This is a genomic window from Solibacillus daqui (assembly GCF_028747805.1).
In the GTDB taxonomy this organism is placed as follows: domain Bacteria; phylum Bacillota; class Bacilli; order Bacillales_A; family Planococcaceae; genus Solibacillus; species Solibacillus daqui.
In genome coordinates this window covers 1056570-1080523 of record NZ_CP114887.1, presented here as the reverse complement: position 1 = coordinate 1080523, position 23954 = coordinate 1056570, and the positions used below count along the sequence as shown (strand labels likewise).

Below are 23954 nucleotides of genomic sequence, written 5' to 3'. Positions count from 1 at the left end.
TTACTTACTCAAACTATTATTTCAGGTAGAAAATCAGTACTTTTCATCCACCTTCCATTTGCGATATCAACTAGCTTTTGTTTTAATTTCTCTGAATCACATTCTTCTATTTCGATTAGCATAGACATTAATTGTTGCTCGCTAATACAATTTGCTTTGCCAACATGGATTTTAGGATAAACATGTTCCTCCTGAATTTCCGCTGCATTTAGTAATTCCTCATACATCTTTTCCCCGGGGCGAATACCCGAAAATTCAATACCGATTTCATCTTCGGTAAATCCTGATAAGCGAATGAGATTTTTTGCTAAATCTACAATTTTCAACGGCTCCCCCATATCAAGTACGAAAACTACTCCGCCACGCGCAAGTACCCCAGCTTGCAATACGAGTCTTGATGCTTCTGGTATGGTCATAAAATACCGAGTCATTTCCGGATGTGTAACGGTGACTGGGCCTCCTGCAGCAATCTGTGCCTTGAATCTTGGAATGACACTTCCACGTGAGCCAAGTACATTACCAAAACGGACTGCAGCAAAGTTCGTATCGCTATATTTTGCTAAATTCTGAATAATCATTTCGGCAATTCGCTTCGTTGCTCCCATAATGTTTGGCGGATTCACCGCTTTATCAGTTGAAATCATGACAAAATTAGAGACACCAAATGTATGTGCCGCATCTGCTACATTTTTTGTCCCAAAAATATTATTTTTCACTGCTTCTCGTGGGTTATATTCCATCATCGGTACATGTTTATGAGCAGCTGCATGATAAATTACATCTGGCTGAAAATGTTCGACCACTTCAAAAATTCGCTCTCTATCTTGTACATCCGCAATAATTGGAATGAATTCTATTTCTTTAAAATCTATATTTTCTGATAATTCCATATGGATTGAGTATATTGAGTTTTCACCGTGACCGAGTAAAATGACTTGTGTTGGTTGGAATTGTGCTACTTGACGGCAGATTTCAGAACCTATGGATCCGCCAGCACCTGTTACGAGGATTATTTTATTTGTTAGATTATTGGAGAGCGCCAACATATCGAGTTTGATTTCTTCACGTCCTAGTAGGTCTTCGATTTTTATTTCTTGCATATCATTAACCGAAACTTTACCTGTCATGACATCCTCAATTTTTGGCATAATTTTGATAGTTGCTTTCGTCTCTAAGCAACGTGAATAAACTTCTCGAATTTCCTTTTTACTTAGGGAAGGGATTGCTAAAAAAATTTCATCAATTTTTTTATCTTGCACAATACGTGGAATATCTTTTGTTGTTCCACACACATTAATATCCATTAATTTTAAATGTTTTTTATTTCGATCATCATCTACAACGGCCACCACTTGATATTCGGATGGATTCTTCTTAATACTACGGAGGAGCATTGTTCCTGCCTCCCCAGCGCCGATGATTAATACTCGTTTTAAATTGCCATTCGGTTTAAATGATGTCCTATCATGCACAATTCTTAATAAAAAGCGCGAGCCACCGATCAATACAATATGCAATAGCCATGTAACAACCATAACTCGGAAATAGATATCACCTTTTATTAGAAGTTGCATAACACTCGCTGCAATAACTGAAATAGTCACCGCATAAGCTATCGTTAACAATTCTCTAACTGAAGCTAAACTCCAGATACGATTATACAGTTGGAAAAAATAGGCCATAATATGATGACTAATTAATAATGTGATTGAACTCAAGATGATTAATGAGTCAGAATAAATATGAAATGTAGGATGCAATAAGTAGTAACTAATAAAAATAGCTGATAACACAATAAGTGAATCTATTATAAAAAATATTGTATACCTTACTGTATAATTCACAAACTATCCTCCCTCAAAATAATAGTTCATAGTATTATAATGCGTGATTCATATTATATGACTATGTTACAGAGTTCTATTCCTCGTATTGAAAAATTTTTACAAATGGTTTACAGGAAATGTCCTAAGTAAAAAGAGTAATATTACTTAAATACTAAAAATGATCATTTCCCAATACAAAGTTTGGAATTAAGTTTGCCCTTCGTCTTTGTTTTACCTTACTTTTTTTAAACTACTTGATGTTGATAATTTTTTTCAAATCGCCATGCGTCTTTGCACATCGTCACAACATCGCGCTTTGCTATCCAACACAACTCTCGTCTAGCTTTAAATACATTCGCATAGCAAGAAGCAATGTCTCCTGGCCTACGATCCTCAATTTCATAGCGTATCGTAACGCCATTCGCTTCTTCAAATGCCTTTACTAATTGCAATACGCTTGTTCCTTGACCTGTACCAAGATTATATATATGGACCCCTTCCGATACAAAATTGATAGCAGCCACATGCCCTTCTGCTAAATCCATCACATGAATATAATCACGAACACCCGTGCCATCAATCGTTGGATAATCGTTGCCAAAGATGCTTAAATATTCTCGCATTCCTTTAGCGACTTGTGTTATAAATGGCATTAAATTATTTGGTATTCCATTCGGTACTTCACCAATCAACCCACTTTCATGTGCTCCAATTGGATTAAAATAACGTAGTAACGATACTGAAAATGACGGATTTGCTTTAGCGATATCTGTCAAAATCCGCTCACACATTGCCTTTGTTTCACCATATGGATTGGTAGTGGGTAATAAATCCATCGTCTCAACAAACGGCACTTCATTTTCACCGTACACTGTGGCCGATGAACTAAATACAAATCGATTTATTCCAAACTTCAAACAACTATTAGCCAATACAAGTGTACTAACAAGATTATTTTCATAATACATAGACGGTTTCTCAACGGATTCACCGACAGCTTTCAACCCAGCAAAATGAATGACGCCATCAATCCGATGATTTTCGAAAATAGTCTCAACTGCTTGTTTATTGGATATATCAATTTCGTAAAAAGGAAATTCTTTGTTTGTAATCCGTTTGATTTTTTCTATAGACTCCCTTTTACTATTACTGAGATTGTCAGCGACAACCACTGTATGTCCTGATTCAATTAGCGCTATACAAGTATGTGTACCAATGTATCCCGCACCGCCAGTTACTAAAATATTCGTTGTCGTTCCCCCTCTATTTCTAATGTTTTTATCAGGTAAAAAAGACTTAGTTATATCTCTTAAAAAAGAGTTTGTAAGCTTTATCATATTCATTTAAAAACGGGACTATTCATACTTCCCTCAATAAAAAGGGCAGTACCCATTATTCGACAAAGCTCTATCCTCTTTTTTTACATTTCCATATGATCTTTAAGCATATTTTGAATATCGAGCAATTCAGCTTCATTCGGAACATAATAATAAATCTCATTCATCATGGTACCAGTGCCTTCTTTAAAATAAAGCTGCTCAATCGTTTTGAAACTATCGCCATAGTTTTTTCGAATGTTCAGAAGATCTTCAAAAGCCACGTTTAATTCAACATTTTTTTCCAATGTTTTGAAAATCGATTTATAGTTCCATAAAGTATTAAGTGACAAACTCTCTTTTAAAACACCTTGAATGACTTGTTTTTGTCGATTTTGCCGACCAAAATCACCTGCTGGATCCTCATAGCGCATTCGGACATATTTTAGAGCCTTTTCTCCATCTAATTTCAATTCACCAGTTGAAAAATGCTCCCCATCATATTGAAAATCTAATGTGTTATCAACTGTAATTCCTCCCACAATGTCTACAATATCAACAAAGCTTTCCATATTGACCTTTGCAACATAATCAATCGGAATGGCTAATAAATTTTCCACTGTTTTCATTGACATTTCGACCCCACCAAATGCATAAGCATGATTAATCTTGTCTTTATAGCTTTTACCAATGATCTCCGTATACGTATCACGAGGTATACTAAGCATTTTCGTTGTTTGAAGTGTTGGGTTAACGGTTAATACAATCATCGTATCAGAACGACCCGTGTCATCTTCTCGTTCATCTACTCCTAAAACAAGGACAGAAAACGGCTCTTTTTTTGATGTAATATCAACTGGTTGTGGGCGAATTACGGATACTTCATTATTAATTGGGGCATACATTTCATTTGCTGTACTTTTAATATCACCATAAACATTAATCACAACGATTAGGCTTGCAATGCATATTACGAAGGCAATGCCAACCGCCCACTTCCATTTTTTCATCAATGGCCTCCTATTTGTTATTGCTTAAATTCGCTGTTGATTTACTAATAGTACTTGCAACTGCATGTTAATATATTTTCCACCACTTCGCTGTAGCAGTTTCTTCAGGTTCTTTAATAATGAAGGGGATATTTTGTAAAATCCTCGCATTATTTTCAAGTAAAATGTCCACAGTCTCTAATTCTTTTTTCTTTTCTAAATAGCAAAGACCTTGATCAAAAAGAAATGGGCGTGTCGTTAAATTATGGACATCAGATCCATACACATGCACGAGATTAGCCCTCACTAAATCAAGCGACAGCTTTTGTACGGCACGCCCAAAATGACCGGTTAAACTGCCGGCCGTTATTTGTGAAAACGCCCCTTGTCGAATAAGCTGCACTAACCGATTTGGATTTTCGGCAATTGCTTTATTGCGCTCAGGATGTGCAATAATGGGCGTGATACCTTCCATTAACAACGCATGAATGATGTGATTAGTATAACTAGGTACAGTATAGGAAGGTAATTCTAATAGTAAAAATTGTGAGTTTGCTAGTGTATGAATGAGATTTGCTTGATAGAGTGGAATAATTTTTTCGGATAACCGTACTTCATGACCGGTATATAGTGTGAGAGGTATTTTGTTGTTTATTATTTCGTTTTGTAAAATGTCAATTTGATCCGATACTACGTTGTACCCCACATCATATTGCGGATGATTGCTATGTGAGGTGGCAATGAGTGCTGTTATTCCTTCTTTCACCGCCTGTTCGATTAACTTCATAGATTCTACCATAGACCTTGGACCATCATCTTCATTCCATATTATATGACAATGCATATCAACCATAATCCCCACCTCTACTATTACTTATTCTTTTTAAACCCAATAATATGCATATTATTTTTTATCTTTTTGTTCTCGATTTTATATTAATTTTCTATATCGAATAAACTAAATTACTTATTCACAAGAAAAAACACCTATACATTGATTTGATAGGTGTTTATTGGATTCATATTATTATTTTTATTTATGCCTGAAACGGATTATCTTCGTTTATTAATACGCGCTCTTGACGTACTGCTTTACCTGTTTTGTCATCAATTTCAACGAAGAATGCACTTAACACTTCGCGGCCCTTTTTTGGCACTTCATAGCGCGCTGGCATATTCGTTAAAAATTTATAAATGACATTGTCTTTACCCATTCCTAATACTTCATCATAAGGGCCTGTCATCCCAACATCGGTAATATACGCTGTTCCGCCTGGATAAATGCGGTTATCCGCTGTTTGTACATGCGTATGTGTACCAACAACGACAGACGCTTTGCCCTCTAAATGCCAGCTTAACGCGATTTTCTCACTTGTTGCTTCAGCGTGGAAATCGACGAATACAAGTGGTGACGTTTTACGTGCTTCTTCGACAAGTTCTAAGCCCATTGCAAATGGATCTTCATGAGGTGGCAAAAATACACGTCCATGTAGATTAATGACTGAAATTGTCACACCATTTTTCGTCACTTGTGTCACGCCACGACCAGGTGCATCTTTTGAAAAGTTTGCTGGACGCACTAAATAATCCGCATCGTCGATAAAATCAAATATGTCTTTGTTATCCCACGTATGGTTCCCCATCGTGATAACATCTACACCCATTTGTAATAAATCATTGTAAATGCTTCGTGTAATACCGCGCCCTGCTGCTGCATTTTCACCATTGGCAATCACAACATCTAAATTGTATTTCTTTTTTAAACGAGGTAAATACGTCGCAACCGCATCGCGACCAATCGAACCTACGATATCACCAATAAATAATACTTTCATTTTTAAAACCACACTTTCTACTAATCCATATGCCCTAGCATAATTCCATAAGCTAAACATTACTCCATTTTACCACTGTTTCTGATAAGCAAGCAATTATTGAATAAGGTTATTCAGTACTTTTGGCAAAATAAAAACTGCTGCATTTGATCCATGCAGCAGTACGACCACTTTGAAAGGATATGTGTGGTTTTTTGGCGTATATGTGCGAATTCACGGGAGACATGTGCGATTTTCGGAGTTTATTTGCGAATTCCCAGAAGGCTTTTATCGGTTAATACTTCTGAAGTTGATGCCAGTTCCAAGCGTGCTCAACCATCGTTTGTAGGTCCCTTTCCGCATCCCAACCAAGCGCTTGTCTTATTTTCTTAGATGATGCTACAAGCCGCGCTGGATCGCCACTACGTCTTTTAGCATTTTCAATCGTCGCTTTTTTATTTGTCACCTGTTCGCATGTCTTAATAATTTCTTTCACAGAATAGCCATGCTCATTGCCTACGTTATAAATCGTAAAAGGTGTTTGCTCAATAGTTAAAGCCTCCAACGCTAAGATATGTGCTGTCGCCAAATCCTCAACGTGTACAAAATCTCGAATACATGTTCCATCCGCTGTGTCATAGTCATCCCCGTAAATCTTTATGGACTCTGTTTCGCCATTTAAATTCTTCAATACAAGAGGAATTAAATGCGTTTCAGGTAAATGACTTTCGCCGATTTGCGCAAATGCATCTGCTCCAGCTACATTAAAATATCTTAAAACTGTACATTGAAAATCATAAGCAGTTGTATAATCTTCTAAAATTTGTTCAACCATTCGCTTTGAGCGCCCATATGGATTTGCTGGACAAGTTGCGCTGTCTTCATTGAGGAACCCTTGCTCGATCGGTTGATATGTTGCAGCTGTAGAAGAGAAAATTAACTTATTTACTTTATGGACACGCATCACTTTTAGTAAATTTAGTGTTGCACCTACATTATTTTCATAATAATGCCAAGGATTTCGGACGGATTCCTCAACCGAACTAGCCGCAGCAAAATGTACTACTGCAGTAATCGGAAAAAGTGTAAACAATTGTGTTAACTTTACTTCATCCTTTATATCCCCTTGTACAAAAATAGCACGTTCATCCACTGCCTCACGATGCCCTGTAGATAAATTATCATAAACGATAACTTGCTCTGTTTGAATAAGTTCTTTAACAACATGGCTCCCAATATAGCCTGCTCCACCAACGACTAAAATCAACGTACACGCCCCCATATACTATTTTAAAATTTAGTTGTACAGTAACAATGTTGATAAATCTATGATCAAGTTTTTACATTATGCACTAATCGGATAAAAGTTAGATACGGTCTCAGATTCACTAGCGGCTTCATCAACCGGCGTTTCCATAGTAGCTGAGATAAAATTTTGCATTCCCGAATAATTTGACTTTCCAACGATATCAATGTTTGCTGTTGAAGGCTTTAAAAACAACCTTTGATCGCTTATTCAACAGTATAAGTAGCAATAATAGACACAATGAGTATCATGCTACATCCACCTTGAAAGTTAAGGTGATTACTATTTAGAACGAGCGTATGAAACTTGCTGCTTTGTTTTACCGATGTCCAGCTCTAGCCATTGCCCAAGCTTTTGATTGGCCTCTTCGTGAATGTTGACATATAAGCATGCTTCAGGTGAAAAAGTAAAGTTATTAAAATAAATTTTCTCATCTACAATTTTCAAATCGACCCGTACGTACGTAAATGGCTTGCTCAGCTTTTTAGCAATTGCCAACAATTCCTCGAGCTGCTCTGGCTTTGCTATTGCTTCATCATGCGAAGACTTTTTCTTCATATAATCCGTATTCTGCCAATCAGACGTCAGCATTAACGTCTGCTGCTTTGGAATAGAACAATCCACAGTCGCTTCAATAAGCTTCGGCTCCCCGTGGAAGCAATGAATTTTATATTCATTCGAAACATTGCTAGTCGAAGGTTCTATAAAATGCTCGATAATAATTCTAGGGTGAATCATTGCATAATGAGGCTCCGCATGCTCCAACGAATAATCCATCGCCATCATTTCCGCTAATTGTAGCCTTGTTTGTCTGTAATCCATTTCTCTTTTATTTTCACAAACAATCGTAAGTCTAGCGCCATGCGAGCATTTCAAAACAAACTTTCTTGGCAATTGCTCAAATATAATATCGTCTACTTCATCAAATATCCCTATAGTCGGCACCAACAAATGGCTATAGCCCAGCGTAATCATATATTCTCGTGCCTTCACCTTATCTGTAAATCTTCTTTTAAACTCTACATCCTCAAACAATTTCAACCACATCAATTTCTCAGTAAAAGTTTGCGGATTTTCCAAATTCAAACGGTATTTAAAAGTTTTCCAAAACAACAGTTTACTCCCGACAATCGGTGATAACTTCACGATTTGCGAAAATGCATAACGCTTGGCCTGTATTGGTAATTTCATGAATATACTACGCCTCCTCCTATTATTTTTCACATGACTAATTGGTACTAAATTAAGTAGATTAGTTGAAATTAACTGTGAATAATAGAGTAGGGATAGTGGTGATGGAGTATTTTTATACTTTGTTTTATTTTTTGATGAATTAATATAAAGTCAATTTCTATCTTTTTAATAGTATAGTCTCGAATCATTTAATATATGACTACTATTATAGGTTTTTCCTATATTAAAAATTAACGTCAAATAGCGCCCCCCCGAATAACAGGTGGGCGCAATTGAAGCTTACAACTAAAATTGTATGCTTACATTGCGATTCTATTAATTTACTAATTATTGTTTAGCTGTTTTCAATCATTGGCTTTGTTACCTAGGTCCATATCAAAAATTGTTAAATATTATACAAAGGCTGCCATCAATGAATAAACACCATATTCAGCTTGTCCCAAGTTTTTAACTAAAATTGGAATATAGATTAATGATATAACAAGAGTAAATTTAAATGAAACATATGATAACATTGCTCCAACTTTTATTTGATTCACTTTTTGCATCCCAATTTTATATCATTTATTACACAGCATTAATCTTTTTTGTTACGTTAATAAATTAATTTTGACCAGAAGATGTCTTTGGATATTATTAGAAAATTATAATAACAAAGTAAACACAAAAGCCTTAAACTAAAGCAGGATTATAAAATCCCACTTAGTTTAAGGCTTAATTTTCGTTATTATTTTGCGTATTCAACGGCGCGTGTTTCACGGATAACCGTCACTTTTATATGTCCAGGGTAGTCCAACTCTTCCTCGATACGCTTACGAATATCGCGAGCTAGGCGATGTGATGCAAGATCATCAATTTTTTCTGGCTGTACGATAATACGTACTTCACGACCAGCTTGAATCGCAAATGATTTTTCGACACCATCATAGCTTTCTGAAATTTCTTCAAGCTTTTCAAGGCGGCGAATATAGTTTTCTAAAGTCTCACTACGTGCACCTGGGCGAGCTGCTGATAACGCATCTGCTGCTGCTACAAGTACCGCAATAACCGAAGTTGCTTCTGTATCACCATGGTGAGATGCAATTGAGTTAATAACAACTGGGTGTTCTTTATATTTGGTTGCTAATTCAACACCAATTTCAACGTGGCTTCCTTCGACTTCATGGTCAATCGCTTTACCAATATCATGTAATAAACCTGCTCGGCGTGCTAACGTCACATCTTCGCCTAGCTCAGCTGCAAGTAAACCAGCTAAATGCGCTACCTCGATTGAGTGCTTTAACACGTTTTGACCATAGCTTGTACGATATTTCATACGACCAAGAATTTTCATTAAATCCGGATGTAGGTTATGAATACCTACTTCGAATGTTGTTTGTTCACCTGTTTCGCGGATTTGTTCATCCACTTCACGACGTGATTTTTCAACCATTTCTTCAATGCGTGCTGGGTGGATACGGCCATCTTGTACTAATTTTTCAAGTGCAAGGCGTGCTGTTTCACGACGAATTGGATCGAAACCAGATAGAATAACTGCTTCAGGTGTATCATCGATGATTAAATCGATTCCTGTAAGTGTCTCCAGTGTTCGAATGTTACGACCTTCTCGACCAATGATGCGACCTTTCATCTCATCGTTTGGTAAGTTTACAACGGACACTGTTGTTTCGGCAACATGGTCAGCTGCAAAGCGTTGTAGTGCAAGCGATAAAATTTCGCGTGCTTTTTTGTCTGACTCTTCTTTCGCGCGTGTTTCAGATTCCTTCGTCATAACCGCGATATCCGTTGTCAGTTCATCTTCAACTTCCTTCAGGATAATTTCCTTCGCTTCATCACGAGTAAGTGCTGCAATACGCTCAAGCTCTGTTTTTTGACTTGCAACTAATTCTTCCACTTTGCTTTCCATCTGTTCAATATGCTGTTGTCTGTTTGCTAGAGCATCTTCCTTACGCTCTAGACCTGTCTCTCTTTTGTTCAGAGCCTCATCTTTGCGGTCAAGATTTTCTTCTCTTTGCAATAAACGGTTCTCTTGTTTCTGAAGTTCGTTGCGACGTTCACGAATGTCGTTTTCGGCTTCAGTTCGAAATTTGTGAGTTTCATCTTTTGCTTCAAGTAGTGCTTCTTTTTTCAATGCATCTGCTTCACGCTTCGCCTCATCAACGATTTGCTCGGCAACATGCTTTGCACCAGTCACCTTTGATTCATTCACGTTTTTCATGTAGAAATAGATAACAGCGACACCGACAGCGAATCCTAGCAAAGCAGGGATAATGATCTCCATCTTTAAAACCCCCTCCTAAGCCTATATGTCTGATGTTCTTTCAGTCGGCCTAATATGTTTAAATTTCAAACATAGTGCCTATTTCATTTCAAAATTTAGAAAGTATACATGTTTAATTGTATAGTTCCAATTTAGCTATGTCAAGAATAGCCATAACTCCACGCTTTTTTGAATCTTATTACCTGTATCCAAAAATTGAAGTACTTTTTGGATTTTATGCGCAAAATCATAGTGGGTATGTACGCTTTTCAAAATATATGTGCCAATACCCAGTAATCCCCTTCCATCTGATTCGATGTTGGTGAATTTCGTCAACAAAAAAACATGCCATGCATTTTGCGCATGACATGTCCAGAATAGCTTATTTTTTGTCTTCGAATAATTCTAATTCGTCAATTTCCTCTTCTTCTGCTGTATCGTGTGAGCCGATTGTGTAGCCAATATCGCCACCGATGCCGAAGCTTTGACGGATTTTCTCAGCAACTTCTTCACGAATTGCTGGATTTTCTTTTAAGAAGGCTTTTACATTTTCACGACCTTGACCGATTCGCTCATTATTGTAAGAATACCAAGAACCGCTCTTTTGAATAATTTCTAATTCTGCACCAATGTCAACGATTTCACCTTCTTTTGAAATCCCTTCACCGTACATAATATCTACTTCTGCTGTGCGGAATGGTGGTGCAACTTTATTTTTAACGACTTTAATTTTTGTTTTGTTACCAACGATTTCTGTACCTTGCTTAATCGCTTCACCGCGACGTACTTCTAAACGGATAGATGAATAGAATTTTAATGCACGTCCACCTGTAGTTGTTTCTGGGTTCCCGAACATTACCCCGATTTTTTCACGTACTTGGTTGATGAAGATTGCAAGTGTGTTTGACTTGTTAATAACACCTGATAATTTACGTAATGCTTGAGACATTAAACGAGCTTGAAGACCCATATGTGAGTCACCCATCTCGCCCTCAATCTCTGCTTTTGGTACTAGTGCTGCTACAGAGTCGATAACAATAATATCGATCGCACCAGAACGTACTAATGCTTCTGCGATTTCAAGGGCTTGTTCACCTGTATCTGGCTGCGCTAATAATAATTCGTCAATATTGACACCTAGCTTTTGTGCATAAACTGGATCTAATGCGTGCTCCGCATCGATAAATGCTGCAGTACCACCATTTGCTTGAATTTCTGCAATGGCATGTAATGTAACTGTTGTTTTACCAGAAGACTCTGGACCATAGATTTCCACAATACGTCCGCGTGGATAACCGCCAACCCCTAATGCCGCATCAATTGCAATTGAACCTGATGAAGATGTTTCGATTTTACGGTCTGTATTTTCTCCTAGCTTCATAACAGAACCTTTACCGAATTGTTTTTCAATTTGCTTTAGTGCCATATCTAACGCTGCTTTACGATCGCTCAAACCATTTCCTCCTTAAGAAAAAGCTTTATTGTTTTATGTCTCTATTATACTTGCTAATGAGATAACATTCAAGAAAAAAGCGAACATATTTTCGGTTTCTTTTAAACTCTCTGTTTATCCTATTTTAAACGACTAAATTTCCTATTTGCCAGTGTTTTATTATTGAACTATTTTTTATAGCCAAGCTTGGCCAACTCACGCATTAAATAGCTACATGTAAATTTCACTGCACGTAAGCGATTCGTATTACGCGCACCTGATAATTGTAAGCGATGCGTTACTGGGGGATTATTCCCAATCGCAAGGCCTATCCAAACCGTACCTGCCGGCTGATCGTAATGACTTCCTGGGCCAGCTACACCTGTTAAGCCAACTCCAATATCCGTGCCTAATTTTTCCCGTACCTTTAATGCCATTTCAGATGCACACTCACTACTTACAACACTGTAACGATTAATTAATTGTGCAGAAATGCCTAATTGCATTGTCTTTGCTTGTTCTGAATAAGTTACAACGCCACCTTCTAACACTGAAGATACTCCAGAAATCTCAGCAAGCTCGGATTGGAATAACCCCGCCGTTAAACTTTCTGCAGCAGCGATTGTTAATTTATTTTCGAGCAACATTTCTACAAGCTTTGACGCAAGCGAATCATCATTGTCACCATAATGATAGTCACCTACAATATCAAGAATTTCACGCTTTTTATCTTCTATTAAAATGTAAGCTTGTTGTTCGTTATTAGCTTTTGCGGTAATACGCAACGTGACTTCTCCGTCAGAAGCAAGTGGTGCAACAGTCGGATTCGTTTGCGCATCTAATATATGCTGTACACGCACCTCTAGCTCAGCTTCTCCAATTCCATAAAAACGAAGCACATGCGAGGTAATGACCCCACCATCATGAAGTAATGCCGCAAGCTTTGGCTTCGCTTCAAACTGAAACATTGGCTCAAGTTCCTTCGGGGGACCAGGCAGTAGCATATATAGTTGCTTTCCTTCCTTTAACAACATCCCCGGTGCCATGCCATGATGATTTGTTAATACGTCACAGCCTTCTAACACAAGCGCCTGTTTGCGATTATTTTCTGTCATCACTCGGTTTTGCTTGTTAAAAAATTGTTCAATTGCTTGTAGCGCCATGTCATCCATTATAAGTTCACGATTTAAGTGCTTGGCAATAGTTTCTTTTGTTAGGTCATCTTTCGTCGGCCCTAAGCCACCCGAAAAGATAATTAAATCTGCGCGCTGCTCCGCAATTTGAATCGCTTCAACTAATCGCGCACTATTATCACCAACAACCGTATGATAATACACATTAATACCGAGCTCGGAAAGCTGACTGGAAATATATTTTGCATTGGTATTTGCGATTTGCCCTAATAATAATTCCGAACCAACCGCAATAATCTCTACATTCATTAGATTTCCTCCTTAAATTTAAGAAAACTCGCACTAATTATAGTACGAGTTGTTAAAACAAAAAAACTAAAGCTTACTTGTTTTATTTTGAATCTAATAATACGCGACGGTTTAGATAGAAGTAATCCCATCCAGACCATAATGTGAAGAATAACGCTACATAAAGCATAATGACATCAAACGGAATACCGATTAATGTAAAAATCGTATTGTGTAAAATTAACGCTGAGATTGCAACAATTTGCGCCCATGTTTTAATTTTACCTAATTGGTTGGCTGCAACAACTTCTCCTTGCCCCGCTAAAATTAAACGCAAGCCTGTTACTGCAAATTCACGAGAAATAATGACAATAACAATCCATGCAGGTGCTAAGTCAATTTCTACTAGTAAAATAAACGCAGCTGATACTAATAATTTATCGGCTAGTGGATCTAAAAACTTCCCTAAGTTTGTAACTAAATTGTATTTACGCGCATAGTATCCGTCCACCCAGTCTGTAGCAGATGCGATGATAAAGATGAGTGCCCCTACAAAATAGTTTACTTGCATTTCCGCACCAAATAGCGTCATATTTCCCCAACCAAAGTCAAACATCATTACAATGACAAATACCGGGATTAGCAAAATTCGTGACACTGTAATCTTATTTGGAATATTCATTTGTTAACACCTTTCATCCGAAAGAAAAGAGCCATCCTAATAGATGACTACTCTCCTTGTTGTTCTTCTTTCACTAACTTAATAATAATATTTTGTGTCGTACGATCTTGAGCGTATTGCACTTCTTCATCATTTACATATACTTTAGCCGCTTTTGCATTTCCTAAACGAATTCGAGCATAACCATTTTCAGTTGAATCGTGCTCAACAACATCTCCGGCATTATATGATCTTGCTTCTACCTGCTCTCGACGCTGTTCGTTACGAATCCCTACCCATGTTAAACCTGATACTTCAATTCGAATATTTAATGTATCTGTACCTGTTACTTCATATGTTGTATTTTCACCATCTGCAACCCCAGGGCTGATGACTTGAACAACTTCCGGCTCTTGTTGCACAGGCTCTTCTGGTTGCACGTCCTCTTCAGGATCTTTTTCATCTTCTTCAGGTGTTTGTGGTTTATTTTGCAAAGAATTTTGATTTTGTTCATATTCGATTGGTTTATTATCATCTTCTACTACATCCGAAACATTGCTTGTTTTTTGCATATAAAGTGTTGTAATGACCACTAAAATAACAATCGCAAATAATGCGACAATCAATTTCGGCATAGCCTCCATCATTTTACTATTCGATGAAGAAGTCATTTTACGTCGACTTGGACTATGTGTAAACGATTGTGCCACTTCTTCTTTTTGCACCATTGGAATATCACTACGATATTCAGTTAAAATTTGTTCTGCATCTAACCCCACAGCTTCTGCATATTGCTTAATAAATGCACGTACGTAAAAAGAACCCGGCATAATCGAATAGTTACCTTCTTCAATTCCGATTAAATAGCGCTTTTGAATTTTCGTAATTTCTTGCAAATCATCTAAGCTATATCCCTTCGCTAATCTCGCCTCTTTTAAGCGAGCTCCTAGTTCCGTCAAAAAAAACACCTACTTTTAATATATTCAAATAATCATTTTAACAAACATTGTCGTTAAAATTTGCTATTAACTAAAAACTAAATCCCCCGAAACCCCCTAAATCATTCGTATCAGGAAATACATCATTTTTTTGAATGATTTCGTACGTAATTTCTTCGTCTGGGTGATTGCGCAATTCAATAATATAATCGAAATCCTCTAATTTATAAGATGAATGCTGTACAAAAAGGTCCGGATGTTCAATTACTTTAATCATTGGCATCCCCATAATTTCACGCACTAATTGTTGGTGACGTTCATCATTCGATCGACGAGTAACCGCACCATCTAAAATGAAAATATTATTGCCATTAAATTCGTCGCCCATCAGTGAGCTACGAACAGTTTGTTTAATCATTGTTGAAGATATAAACAGCCAGCGTTTATTGGCACAGACACTTGCTGCTACGATGGATTCGGTTTTCCCTACGCGAGGCATTCCACGAATCCCTATTAACTTATGACCTTCTTTCTTAAATAATTCGGCCATGAAATCAACTAATATGCCGAGCTCATCTCGAACAAAGCGGAATGTATTTTTTTCATCCGCATCGCGTGGAATATAATGGCCATGGCGAAGTGCTAAATGATCGCGAAGCTTTGGTTGACGAAATCTAGTGACATTAATGTTTTCCATTGTCGAAACGATGGAAATAAAACGCTGTATCGATTCTTCATTGTCCGTCGATAATAGCATGCCACGGCGGTCCTCATCTACCCCATTAATGGATACGATATTTACACGCAGCATCCCCAATAACGACGAAATATCCCCCAATAAGCCTGGTCGATTCACTTGAATTTCATATTCGAAATACCATTCGCCCATTTTTTATCTGTCCCCTCATAATAGAAACGTAATTATTTCTTCTAAGTTCCATCATAGCGGATTTTGTACCTATTGAAAAGTTCGAAAACATTGTTTTTGTTAGTTTTCTAGAAATTTCTAATGAAAAATATGCTATTTCTAAAAATTATAATGGCAAAATGAAATTTTATTGCTATGAATGTAAAAATTTGTTCCTTTCTTCACTAAAAAAAGATGCCACTCACACATATTTTGTGAGTGACATCCTTCTTTGCTATTCAGTTAATTTGTCGGTTTTTGTTGAACAAGTTTCATAACACAACTCGCTAACGCTTGCTTTTCATCTTTTTCAGCGACAGCCCATAAATCTGAAAGCACGCGTTCCTGTTCATTTTGCGGATCTACATTTTTTGCTAAGTATTCCCCAATTTGAACTGCTGCTTTTTCGATCATCTTTTTCGGTACGCCACTATCCTTTGCATCCGATACTTGCTGCCCTAAAAAACTTGTCCATTGCTCCCAGTTTTGCAATATACCCATACGTTTCCCTCCTCTCGCACACTTAGTATGAACAAGAAGAGGGAATTATATGTACCATCCACCGTTTACTCGAATAATTTGACCCGTAACATAATCGGCTTTACCACTCACATAAAATGCGACCATATTGGCAATATCACGTGCTTCACCAAAAGCCTGCAGTGGAATCTGGCTCTCAAGCTCTTCGCGTTCAGTCGCATCTAATTTTGCATTCATTGCTGTATCAATAATTCCCGGTGCAATCGCATTAACTCGAATGCCATTAAAGGCGACCTCTTGTGCATAGGCCTTCACAAAACTATGTTGTGCCCCTTTTACTGCAGAATACACAACTTCTCCTGCCGCGCCAACATCGCCCCAAATGGACCCAATGACAAGTACATAGCTTACTTTATGAGCTCGTAATTTACTTGCTAAAAGAGCCGTAGTTCGCATCGGATTTTGAACATGTACACACCATAATTTGTTCATATCGGCACTTGATGTATCTTCAAGTAACCCGTAATACGCATGGCCATTTGCAAATATAATTGCCTGCAATGAAAAAATTTGTGCTGCAAGCTGTTCTGCACTTGTTTCAGCACTAAAATCAGCTTGCACCGGAATAAATTCTTGCTGTGGATAACTTTCCGCTAATTGCGCATACAACACTTGTACCTTTTCTCTACTCGCGTTGTAATGCAAATACAACGACCAGCCGTCTTGTGCGAGACTTCGACAAATTGCTTCGCCAATCGCACCAGACGATCCACAAACTAATGCAAATTTCTTCATTATGCCTTGCGCTGACTAACCGGTAAAATCGTGAATACGGTTTGCTGTTCTTCACCTTGTATAGTTTTGAATGCTTGCACGATATCTTCTACTGTGAGTGTTTCTAACATTGGCACAACATCAAATAAGTTCATATCGTTAAATTTATAGCGTGTAAATTGGTTGGCGATAAATTCGATTGAATTTAATGCACGTAAGAAGAAGCCGATTTTTTTACGTTTGATTCGCTCTACATCTTCTGCTGTAAATACGTTTGCATTTTCTGCTTGCGCTAATTTTTCTTTAATAACTTCTATTAACTTATCTGGTTGCTCTGTATCAGAACCGATTAATGCAAAGCCATAGCCCTGTTCTAATGAGAAATCATAGCCATATGATTCATCAATTAAGTCATTTTCATAAATGTCTGTGTAGAATTGTGAAGCACGACCAAATAGGCATTCTAATGCAATTTGTACTGATAGCTCATGCTTTAGCATCGCTTCACCGCTTAAATTCACATCTTTTGCTTTCAATCCTACATATACTTTCGGTTTTTGGACATCCATATGAAGTTCACGTTCTTTTATCGCAACTGTTGATGGCTCTTCATCAAATAGACGCTTTAACGGTGTCGCTTCAGGGAATGTTTTTTCGTTTTGGTTGTTTTCGATAAATGTCATCATTTCTGTTGGGTCTACTGCACCAATGACAAATAGCAGCATATTCGATGGATGGTAAAACGTGTTGTAGCATGTATATAAATGCTCGGCTGTAATGCCACCTATCGTTTCAATTGTACCGGCGATATCAATTTTTACAGGATGATTGTGGTACATGTTCTCGATTGCGCCAAAGTATAAACGCCAATCTGGTTGATCATCATACATCGTAATTTCCTGTCCGATAATGCCCTTCTCTTTGTTTACTGTTTCTTCTGTGAAATAAGGCTCCTGCACGAAGTTTAATAGTGTTTCTGTGCTTTTCTTAATATGATCGGTTGCCGAAAATAAATAAGCTGTTCGTGTAAATGACGTGAAGGCATTTGCTTGCGCGCCGACTTCGCTAAATTTTTGGAATACGTCGCCATCTTCTTTTTCGAACATTTTGTGCTCTAAAAAGTGCGCAATCCCGTCTGGAACAGTAATCGCTTCTGTTTCACCAATTGGCACGAATGTACGATCAGTCGAACCATACTTTGTCGTAAACGTTACAAATGCTTTTGAAAAGCCTTTTTTGGGCAAAATGTAAACGTCTAAGCCATTGTTTAATTTTTTATAATAAAGGGTTTCTTCTAGTTGTTTAAATTCAATCGTTTGCAAGTGTTACTCCTCCTTACCGCATAAGAAATACGTTGCCTGTAATTTAATTTGCTTTGCCATTTCTTGTACATCTTGTTTTGTCACATTTGACCAGCGCGTAACCCATGTGTCTAATGAAAATGACTCTTGCAGTTCTTTATATTGGTCAAAAATTTCAATTTGACCGCGCGATGAATCTAATGCTTCTTTTAATTGGTTAATAAGCATCGCTTTTGTTTGCGCTAACTCCAGATCGGTAATTTCTCCATTTTGAATCGAAGTTAACTGCTCTACGATTACTAAGCGCGCTTTTTCTTCATTTGTAGGCTCAATTCCTGATACAACAAATAGTAAACCATAGTGTGAAGAATACGAACTTGAGGCATAATACGCTAAACTTTCCTTTTCACGCACATTCATAAAAATTTTCGAATGGGCATAGCCGCCGAAAATACCGTTAAAGATTTGCATTTTCGCAAAATCTTCATCGCCAAAGCTCACAGGTGTTGAATAACCAATATGCAGCTTACCTTGCTTCATTTCTTGTGTTTCTTTTGTGTATTGTTGTACTTGATCATTAAATGCTGGTACTTTTGGTAAGTTGACGGTTCCACGATCTGCAAATGGTAACGTCTTTTTAATTTTGGCTGTCATTTCCTCTACATCGACATCACCTACTACATAAATGTCGATAACGTCGTTTTTTAGCATTTCTTCATAAGTTTTTGTTAATGTGGCAGGTGTAATTGCTTTTACATCGCCAATCGTACCGTTCGCTGAAAATGAAGCCGGCGAATTAGGACGTAAAATTTCAGTTAAACGCTTTTGTGCATAGCGTGATTTGTCATCAAATATAGATTGAATACGCTGCACAACCATACTTTTTTCGCGTTCTACAATTGCTTCTTTAAATTGGCCATTTTCAAAATTCGGTTTAAAGATTGCTTCATGAATTAACTCAATTGCTTCATTTAATACATTACCGTGCGATAAATACTGGTCATTAACCGTTTCCACATTGAATAAAAGCGTATGCTCCGCGCCACGCTTTGTTGTATCAAAGTATAACACTGTGCCAAATAGATCATCTAAATAGCTACGGTAGCTTGCTGAAGTTGGGAATTTTTCGTTACTATGCTGCAAGACATTTGAAAGTACCGTGCGCTCTGATGCTGTTTTTTCAGAAAGTGGGGCTCTCCACTTAATTGAAAAATTGATAGTTTTAAATTGAGCCGTTTGTCGTATATGAAGCGAAACACCTTTCGCAATTTCAGTCGTTAAAAACAAAAAAACTCCTCCTGACTACCTAATAAAATCATTCTTCTTCTACTATACATGTGTTGTATCGCTTTGTGCAAAATTATTATCCAAAAGTTGTCGAAACCGGCAAGAAATCCATGAAATTCATCTGTTTTTCGTTTTAGTATGGCGATTTGGACAATAAATATTCTACGTAGTGAATATTGCTTTTCTAGCCGTTTGGTTGCTGGAGATTGGGATTGCGCGGAGTGGTGTTTTATGGGTATTCGCACGTAAATTCTGAAAAGCGCACATAATTTATGAATTATCGCACGTATCCACGCTTGACATAAACTCGTGCACATCTCTCACTATTTCGCACATATGAGCATTTACTCCGCAACTAATGCAAAAACCTCTGTACAATGAAATTGTACAGAGGTTTGAAATTCATTTTATCGCTTACCTTTAATGTAAGGTATACCTGACGCTTTTGGTGCTACTGCTTTACCGATGAAACCTGCTAATGCAAGAATCGTTAATATATACGGTAAAATTTGTAGAATTACTGGTGGGATGTCCTGGATGAATGGAATATTACCACCTGCGATACTTAGTGTTTGCGCTAAACCGAAGAATAGTGCGGCACCTAATGTACCAAGTGGATGCCATTTACCAAAGATCATCGCTGCGATGGCAATGAACCCTTGCCCCGCAATTGTTGAAGCTGAGAAGTCGCCTGATACAGTCATTGCTAATGACGCACCACCAACTGCCGCTAATGCACCTGAAATCATAACACCGATATAACGCATTTTTGCTACGTTAATCCCCATCGTATCTGCTGCCATTGGATGTTCCCCAACTGCACGAATACGTAAACCAAATGGCGTTTTGAATAAAATGTACCAAGCACCAATTGCTACGATTAACGCGATAATCGTTGTTGCATATACATCATGGAATAGTAGCTTACCAAAGAACGGTATATCTGATAAATATGGCACTTCAAAACGACGAATCGGTGCCTGGATCATATCCGTTTGGCCTTTATCATAAATTAATTTTACTAAGAATACTGTAATCGCAGCGGCTAACAAATTGGACGCTACCCCTGTAACAGTTTGGTCTGCGCGGAATGTTACTGCCGCTATAGCGATGATTAAAGAGAAGATGGCGCCTGCTACTAAAGCGGCAAGTAATGCGACCCAAATAACCGCTTTACCAAATTGATCGTAAAATTCTAAGTTTACATAAATCCCTGTAAACGCACCAACAACCATTAAACCTTCAACACCAAGACCAATTACCCCAGCACGCTCAGAAAATAATGCGCCTATACCTGTAAAAATAAGTGGTGTTGCATAAAGTAGAGCAGAAGGGACGATAAAGTATAACACCTCTAAAAAGCTCATGTTACTTGCCCTCCTTTTTCTTTCCGAATTTCTCTAAACCAACGCGTAAAATATAGCCAGAAGCTACGAATATAATAATTACAGCAATAATAATTGACACGATTTCTTCTGGAATTCCAGCAGCGTTTGGCATATTTAATGCCCCATATTTTAAAGAACCAAATAATGATGCCCCGAAGAATACACCAATTGGGTTATTGGCACCAAGTAACGCTACTGCGATTCCGTCAAAACCAATGCCAGATTGCGCTGCTTTAATCGAAGCGTTTTGGTATGTACCAAGGGCTTCCATCGCACCAGCAAGACCTGCAAAAACACCTGAAATTGTCATTGCTAAAATGATGTTTTTCTTTACATTCATCCCTGCATATTCAGCAGCATTTTTGTTAAAACCTACTGCCTTTAGTTCGTAACCACGTGTTGTTTTTTCAAGTAAGAACCACATAATAAATACCATTAAAATGGCAACAATAATCCCTAAATGCATACTAGAGTTATCTGTAAACTCACGTAGCCATTGATTACGTAAAGTTGCCGATTCTAAAACAGTTGGTGTTTTAAAGCCACCGTCTGATAATGATCTAATGACTGCATTTGTAACATAAAGTGCTGTATAGTTTAACATGATGGAAGCAATTACTTCATGAACATGAAGCTTGGCCTTTAAATAACCAACAATAAATGCCCAGAAAGCACCCGCTGCTGCCGCTGCAAGTAAAGCCAATGGTAAATGGATAATACGAGGTAAGCCCTCAATTGCATAACCAACATATGCCGCTGCTACCCATCCCATTAATAATTGACCTTCTACCCCGATATTAAATAGCCCTGTACGGAACGCAAACGCTACCGCAAGACCAGATAAAATATATGGTGTAATTTGACGAATTGTATTCCCTATTGAATACGCATCACCAAAAATACCGTTCCATAACGCGATGTAGCCATCAATGGCATTGTAACCACTGACTATCATCACGATTCCACCTACTAATAAACCTAAAATAACGGAGATGACAGGAACGAGAATATTGATTGTACGATTAGACATTATTCGTTCCCCTCCTTCGCCTTACGCTTTTCGCCGGCCATTAATAGACCTAGCTCTTGTTCAGTTGTTTCTTTTGGATTGACTGTATCAATAATTGTTCCATCATAAATAACAGCAATTTTGTCGGAAACATTCATAACTTCATCCAACTCAAACGAAATTAGTAATACCGCTTTTCCTTTATCACGTTGTTCGATTAAGCGTGAATGAATAAATTCAATCGCACCAACATCAAGACCACGTGTAGGAAGTGCCGCAATTAATAAATCCGGGTCTCGATCAACCTCACGACCAATAATCGCCTTTTGTTGGTTACCACCAGAAAGTGCACGGGCTGGCGTCATTTCACCTTGACCCGTACGAACGTCGAACTCTTCAATAACTTGACGTGCTTTTTCGTTAATTTTTTTATAGTTCATTACAAAACCTTTTGAAATTGGTTCTTTGTAATAAGTTTGCAGTGCAATATTATGACCAATCGGGAAATCCAGTACAAGTCCATGCTTATGACGGTCTTGTGGGATATGCCCTAAGCCTGTTTCAGTAATTTCACGTGGCTTTAAGCCTGTAATTTCTTTACCGTTTAGCGTCACTTTACCGCTCTTAATTTTACGAAGTCCTGTAATTGCTTCGATCAATTCAGATTGACCATTTCCATCAATCCCTGCGATACCCACAATTTCACCACGGCGCACTGATAAATTTAAGCCTTTTACCTTCTCAATATTACGGTAATCCGTTACAACTAAGTTTTCAACTGAAAGTACTTCTTCAGTAGGATGTGCTTCTGTCTTTTCTGTTTTGAACTCCACTTGACGTCCAACCATTAATTCAGCTAGCTGATCTGGATTCGTTTCAGCTGTAACAACTGTACCAATACCTTCACCTTTACGAATAATCGTAACGCGGTCTGATACCTCCATAATTTCTTTTAGTTTGTGTGTAATAATGATGATTGATTTCCCCTCTTTAATAAGAAGTTTTAAAATCGCCATTAATTCTGTAATTTCTTGAGGAGTTAGTGACGCTGTTGGCTCGTCGAAAATTAAAATTTCAGCTCCACGGTATAACGTTTTTAAAATTTCTACACGTTGCTGCATCCCAACAGAAATATCTTCAATTTTTGCGTATGGATCTACATCTAAATTGTATTGCTTCGATAAATCTGCAATTTTCTTTGCTGCATCTTTAATGTTGATAGAACCAAATTTTGTTGGCTCACTACCTAAAATGATATTTTCTGTTACCGTGAAGTTTTCCACTAACATGAAGTGTTGGTGAACCATCCCGATTCCTAAATCATTCGCTTTGTTTGGATCTGTAATTTTTTCTACTTTCCCACGTACTTTTATTTCACCAGCTTCTGGTTGGTAAAGACCGAAAAGCACATTCATTAAAGTCGACTTACCTGCACCGTTTTCTCCTAACAGTGCATGAATTTCGCCTTTTTTTAATTGGAGGGTGATATTGTTATTTGCTACAAAGTTTCCGAATTCTTTTCGGATTCCAAGCATCTCAATCACATGTTCCACTCAATTCACTCCTTTAGGCTATTTAAAAATAAAAATTAGTATTAGTTTAAAATTAACACATGAAAGATTTTTCAAGAAAATCTTTCATCTATCAATTT

At 37.6% G+C, this 23954-nt stretch carries 20 protein-coding genes; all 20 read right to left on the bottom strand.

Annotated elements, in window-relative coordinates:
- Nucleotides 1–8: 8 nt before the first annotated feature.
- The 20 genes from O7776_RS05045 to O7776_RS04950 all read right to left on the bottom strand — a co-directional run bounded on the left by O7776_RS05045 (nt 9) and on the right by O7776_RS04950 (nt 23856).
- Entirely contained in the window at nt 9–1844 is a 1836-nt protein-coding gene (locus O7776_RS05045) for a polysaccharide biosynthesis protein (RefSeq protein WP_274309528.1), read from the bottom strand.
- A 227-nt stretch (nt 1845–2071) separates the two neighbouring features.
- Entirely contained in the window at nt 2072–3169 is a 1098-nt protein-coding gene (gene galE, locus O7776_RS05040) for a UDP-glucose 4-epimerase GalE (protein ID WP_274309527.1), read from the bottom strand.
- A gap of 77 nt (nt 3170–3246) precedes the next feature.
- Nucleotides 3247–4152, bottom strand: coding sequence for an LCP family glycopolymer transferase (locus tag O7776_RS05035; protein WP_274309526.1), 906 nt, complete (start codon nt 4150–4152; stop codon nt 3247–3249).
- Nucleotides 4153–4219: 67 nt separating this feature from the next.
- Nucleotides 4220–4984 carry a tyrosine-protein phosphatase gene (locus O7776_RS05030; RefSeq protein WP_274309525.1) on the bottom strand — a complete coding sequence of 255 codons (765 nt, stop codon included), beginning with the start codon at nt 4982–4984 and terminating at the stop codon, nt 4220–4222.
- Between the two features lie 184 nt (nt 4985–5168).
- Nucleotides 5169–5966 (bottom strand): TIGR00282 family metallophosphoesterase, encoded by a 798-nt coding sequence (locus tag O7776_RS05025; RefSeq protein ID WP_274309524.1) that lies wholly within the window; start codon nt 5964–5966, stop codon nt 5169–5171.
- Nucleotides 5967–6240: 274 nt separating this feature from the next.
- Nucleotides 6241–7212 (bottom strand): UDP-glucose 4-epimerase GalE, encoded by a 972-nt coding sequence (gene galE, locus O7776_RS05020; protein WP_274309523.1) that lies wholly within the window; start codon nt 7210–7212, stop codon nt 6241–6243.
- A 321-nt stretch (nt 7213–7533) separates the two neighbouring features.
- Nucleotides 7534–8442, bottom strand: a complete 909-nt coding sequence (locus O7776_RS05015) for an ATP-grasp fold amidoligase family protein (RefSeq protein WP_274309522.1) — start codon at nt 8440–8442, stop codon at nt 7534–7536.
- A 730-nt stretch (nt 8443–9172) separates the two neighbouring features.
- The gene (gene rny / locus O7776_RS05010; protein WP_274309521.1) at nt 9173–10726 is read right to left on the bottom strand and encodes a ribonuclease Y; all 1554 of its coding nucleotides are present in this window, start codon (nt 10724–10726) and stop codon (nt 9173–9175) included.
- Between the two features lie 361 nt (nt 10727–11087).
- The gene (gene recA / locus O7776_RS05005) at nt 11088–12158 is read right to left on the bottom strand and encodes a recombinase RecA (RefSeq protein ID WP_274309520.1); all 1071 of its coding nucleotides are present in this window, start codon (nt 12156–12158) and stop codon (nt 11088–11090) included.
- Between the two features lie 167 nt (nt 12159–12325).
- On the bottom strand, nt 12326–13579 hold the full coding sequence (locus tag O7776_RS05000; RefSeq protein ID WP_274309519.1) for a competence/damage-inducible protein A: 1254 nt from the start codon (nt 13577–13579) through the stop codon (nt 12326–12328).
- An 82-nt stretch (nt 13580–13661) separates the two neighbouring features.
- On the bottom strand, nt 13662–14240 hold the full coding sequence (gene pgsA / locus O7776_RS04995) for a CDP-diacylglycerol--glycerol-3-phosphate 3-phosphatidyltransferase (protein WP_274309518.1): 579 nt from the start codon (nt 14238–14240) through the stop codon (nt 13662–13664).
- Nucleotides 14241–14287: 47 nt separating this feature from the next.
- Nucleotides 14288–15187 carry a helix-turn-helix domain-containing protein gene (locus tag O7776_RS04990; RefSeq protein ID WP_274309517.1) on the bottom strand — a complete coding sequence of 300 codons (900 nt, stop codon included), beginning with the start codon at nt 15185–15187 and terminating at the stop codon, nt 14288–14290.
- A 61-nt stretch (nt 15188–15248) separates the two neighbouring features.
- A complete protein-coding gene (locus tag O7776_RS04985; protein ID WP_274309516.1) occupies nt 15249–16046 on the bottom strand; it encodes a DUF3388 domain-containing protein in 798 nt (265 codons plus the stop codon).
- Nucleotides 16047–16307: 261 nt separating this feature from the next.
- Nucleotides 16308–16565: a DUF3243 domain-containing protein gene (locus O7776_RS04980; RefSeq protein WP_274309515.1), complete on the bottom strand. Its 258-nt coding sequence runs from the start codon at nt 16563–16565 to the stop codon at nt 16308–16310.
- 45 nt (nt 16566–16610) lie between these two features.
- Complete coding sequence (gene ymfI, locus O7776_RS04975; protein ID WP_274309514.1) at nt 16611–17339, bottom strand: elongation factor P 5-aminopentanone reductase; 729 nt, start codon at nt 17337–17339, stop codon at nt 16611–16613.
- Nucleotides 17339–18640 (bottom strand): EF-P 5-aminopentanol modification-associated protein YfmH, encoded by a 1302-nt coding sequence (gene yfmH / locus O7776_RS04970; RefSeq protein ID WP_274309513.1) that lies wholly within the window; start codon nt 18638–18640, stop codon nt 17339–17341. The genes ymfI and yfmH overlap by 1 nt, the downstream gene beginning before the upstream one ends.
- A gap of 3 nt (nt 18641–18643) precedes the next feature.
- Entirely contained in the window at nt 18644–19906 is a 1263-nt protein-coding gene (yfmF, locus tag O7776_RS04965) for an EF-P 5-aminopentanol modification-associated protein YfmF (RefSeq protein ID WP_274309512.1), read from the bottom strand.
- Nucleotides 19907–20313: 407 nt separating this feature from the next.
- Nucleotides 20314–21273, bottom strand: coding sequence for an ABC transporter permease (locus tag O7776_RS04960; protein WP_274309511.1), 960 nt, complete (start codon nt 21271–21273; stop codon nt 20314–20316).
- A 1-nt stretch (nt 21274) separates the two neighbouring features.
- Nucleotides 21275–22324 (bottom strand): ABC transporter permease, encoded by a 1050-nt coding sequence (locus O7776_RS04955; protein WP_274309510.1) that lies wholly within the window; start codon nt 22322–22324, stop codon nt 21275–21277.
- Nucleotides 22324–23856 carry an ABC transporter ATP-binding protein gene (locus O7776_RS04950; protein WP_274309509.1) on the bottom strand — a complete coding sequence of 511 codons (1533 nt, stop codon included), beginning with the start codon at nt 23854–23856 and terminating at the stop codon, nt 22324–22326. Before O7776_RS04950 ends, O7776_RS04955 begins: the two co-directional genes overlap by 1 nt.
- Nucleotides 23857–23954 lie beyond the last annotated feature (98 nt).

What these genes read in the sequence shown, in the direction of transcription:
- galE (WP_274309527.1), bottom strand. Translation starts at nt 3,169, where the DNA reads ATGAATATGATAAAGCTTACAAACTCTTTTTTAAGAGATATAACTAAG.
- O7776_RS05035 (WP_274309526.1), bottom strand. Translation starts at nt 4,152, where the DNA reads ATGAAAAAATGGAAGTGGGCGGTTGGCATTGCCTTCGTAATATGCATT.
- O7776_RS05030 (WP_274309525.1), bottom strand. Translation starts at nt 4,984, where the DNA reads ATGGTTGATATGCATTGTCATATAATATGGAATGAAGATGATGGTCCA.
- O7776_RS05025 (WP_274309524.1), bottom strand. Translation starts at nt 5,966, where the DNA reads ATGAAAGTATTATTTATTGGTGATATCGTAGGTTCGATTGGTCGCGAT.
- O7776_RS05015 (WP_274309522.1), bottom strand. Translation starts at nt 8,442, where the DNA reads ATGAAATTACCAATACAGGCCAAGCGTTATGCATTTTCGCAAATCGTG.
- rny (WP_274309521.1), bottom strand. Translation starts at nt 10,726, where the DNA reads ATGGAGATCATTATCCCTGCTTTGCTAGGATTCGCTGTCGGTGTCGCT.
- O7776_RS05000 (WP_274309519.1), bottom strand. Translation starts at nt 13,579, where the DNA reads ATGAATGTAGAGATTATTGCGGTTGGTTCGGAATTATTATTAGGGCAA.
- pgsA (WP_274309518.1), bottom strand. Translation starts at nt 14,240, where the DNA reads ATGAATATTCCAAATAAGATTACAGTGTCACGAATTTTGCTAATCCCG.
- O7776_RS04985 (WP_274309516.1), bottom strand. Translation starts at nt 16,046, where the DNA reads ATGGGCGAATGGTATTTCGAATATGAAATTCAAGTGAATCGACCAGGC.
- O7776_RS04980 (WP_274309515.1), bottom strand. Translation starts at nt 16,565, where the DNA reads ATGGGTATATTGCAAAACTGGGAGCAATGGACAAGTTTTTTAGGGCAG.
- ymfI (WP_274309514.1), bottom strand. Translation starts at nt 17,339, where the DNA reads ATGAAGAAATTTGCATTAGTTTGTGGATCGTCTGGTGCGATTGGCGAA.
- O7776_RS04960 (WP_274309511.1), bottom strand. Translation starts at nt 21,273, where the DNA reads ATGAGCTTTTTAGAGGTGTTATACTTTATCGTCCCTTCTGCTCTACTT.
- O7776_RS04955 (WP_274309510.1), bottom strand. Translation starts at nt 22,324, where the DNA reads ATGTCTAATCGTACAATCAATATTCTCGTTCCTGTCATCTCCGTTATT.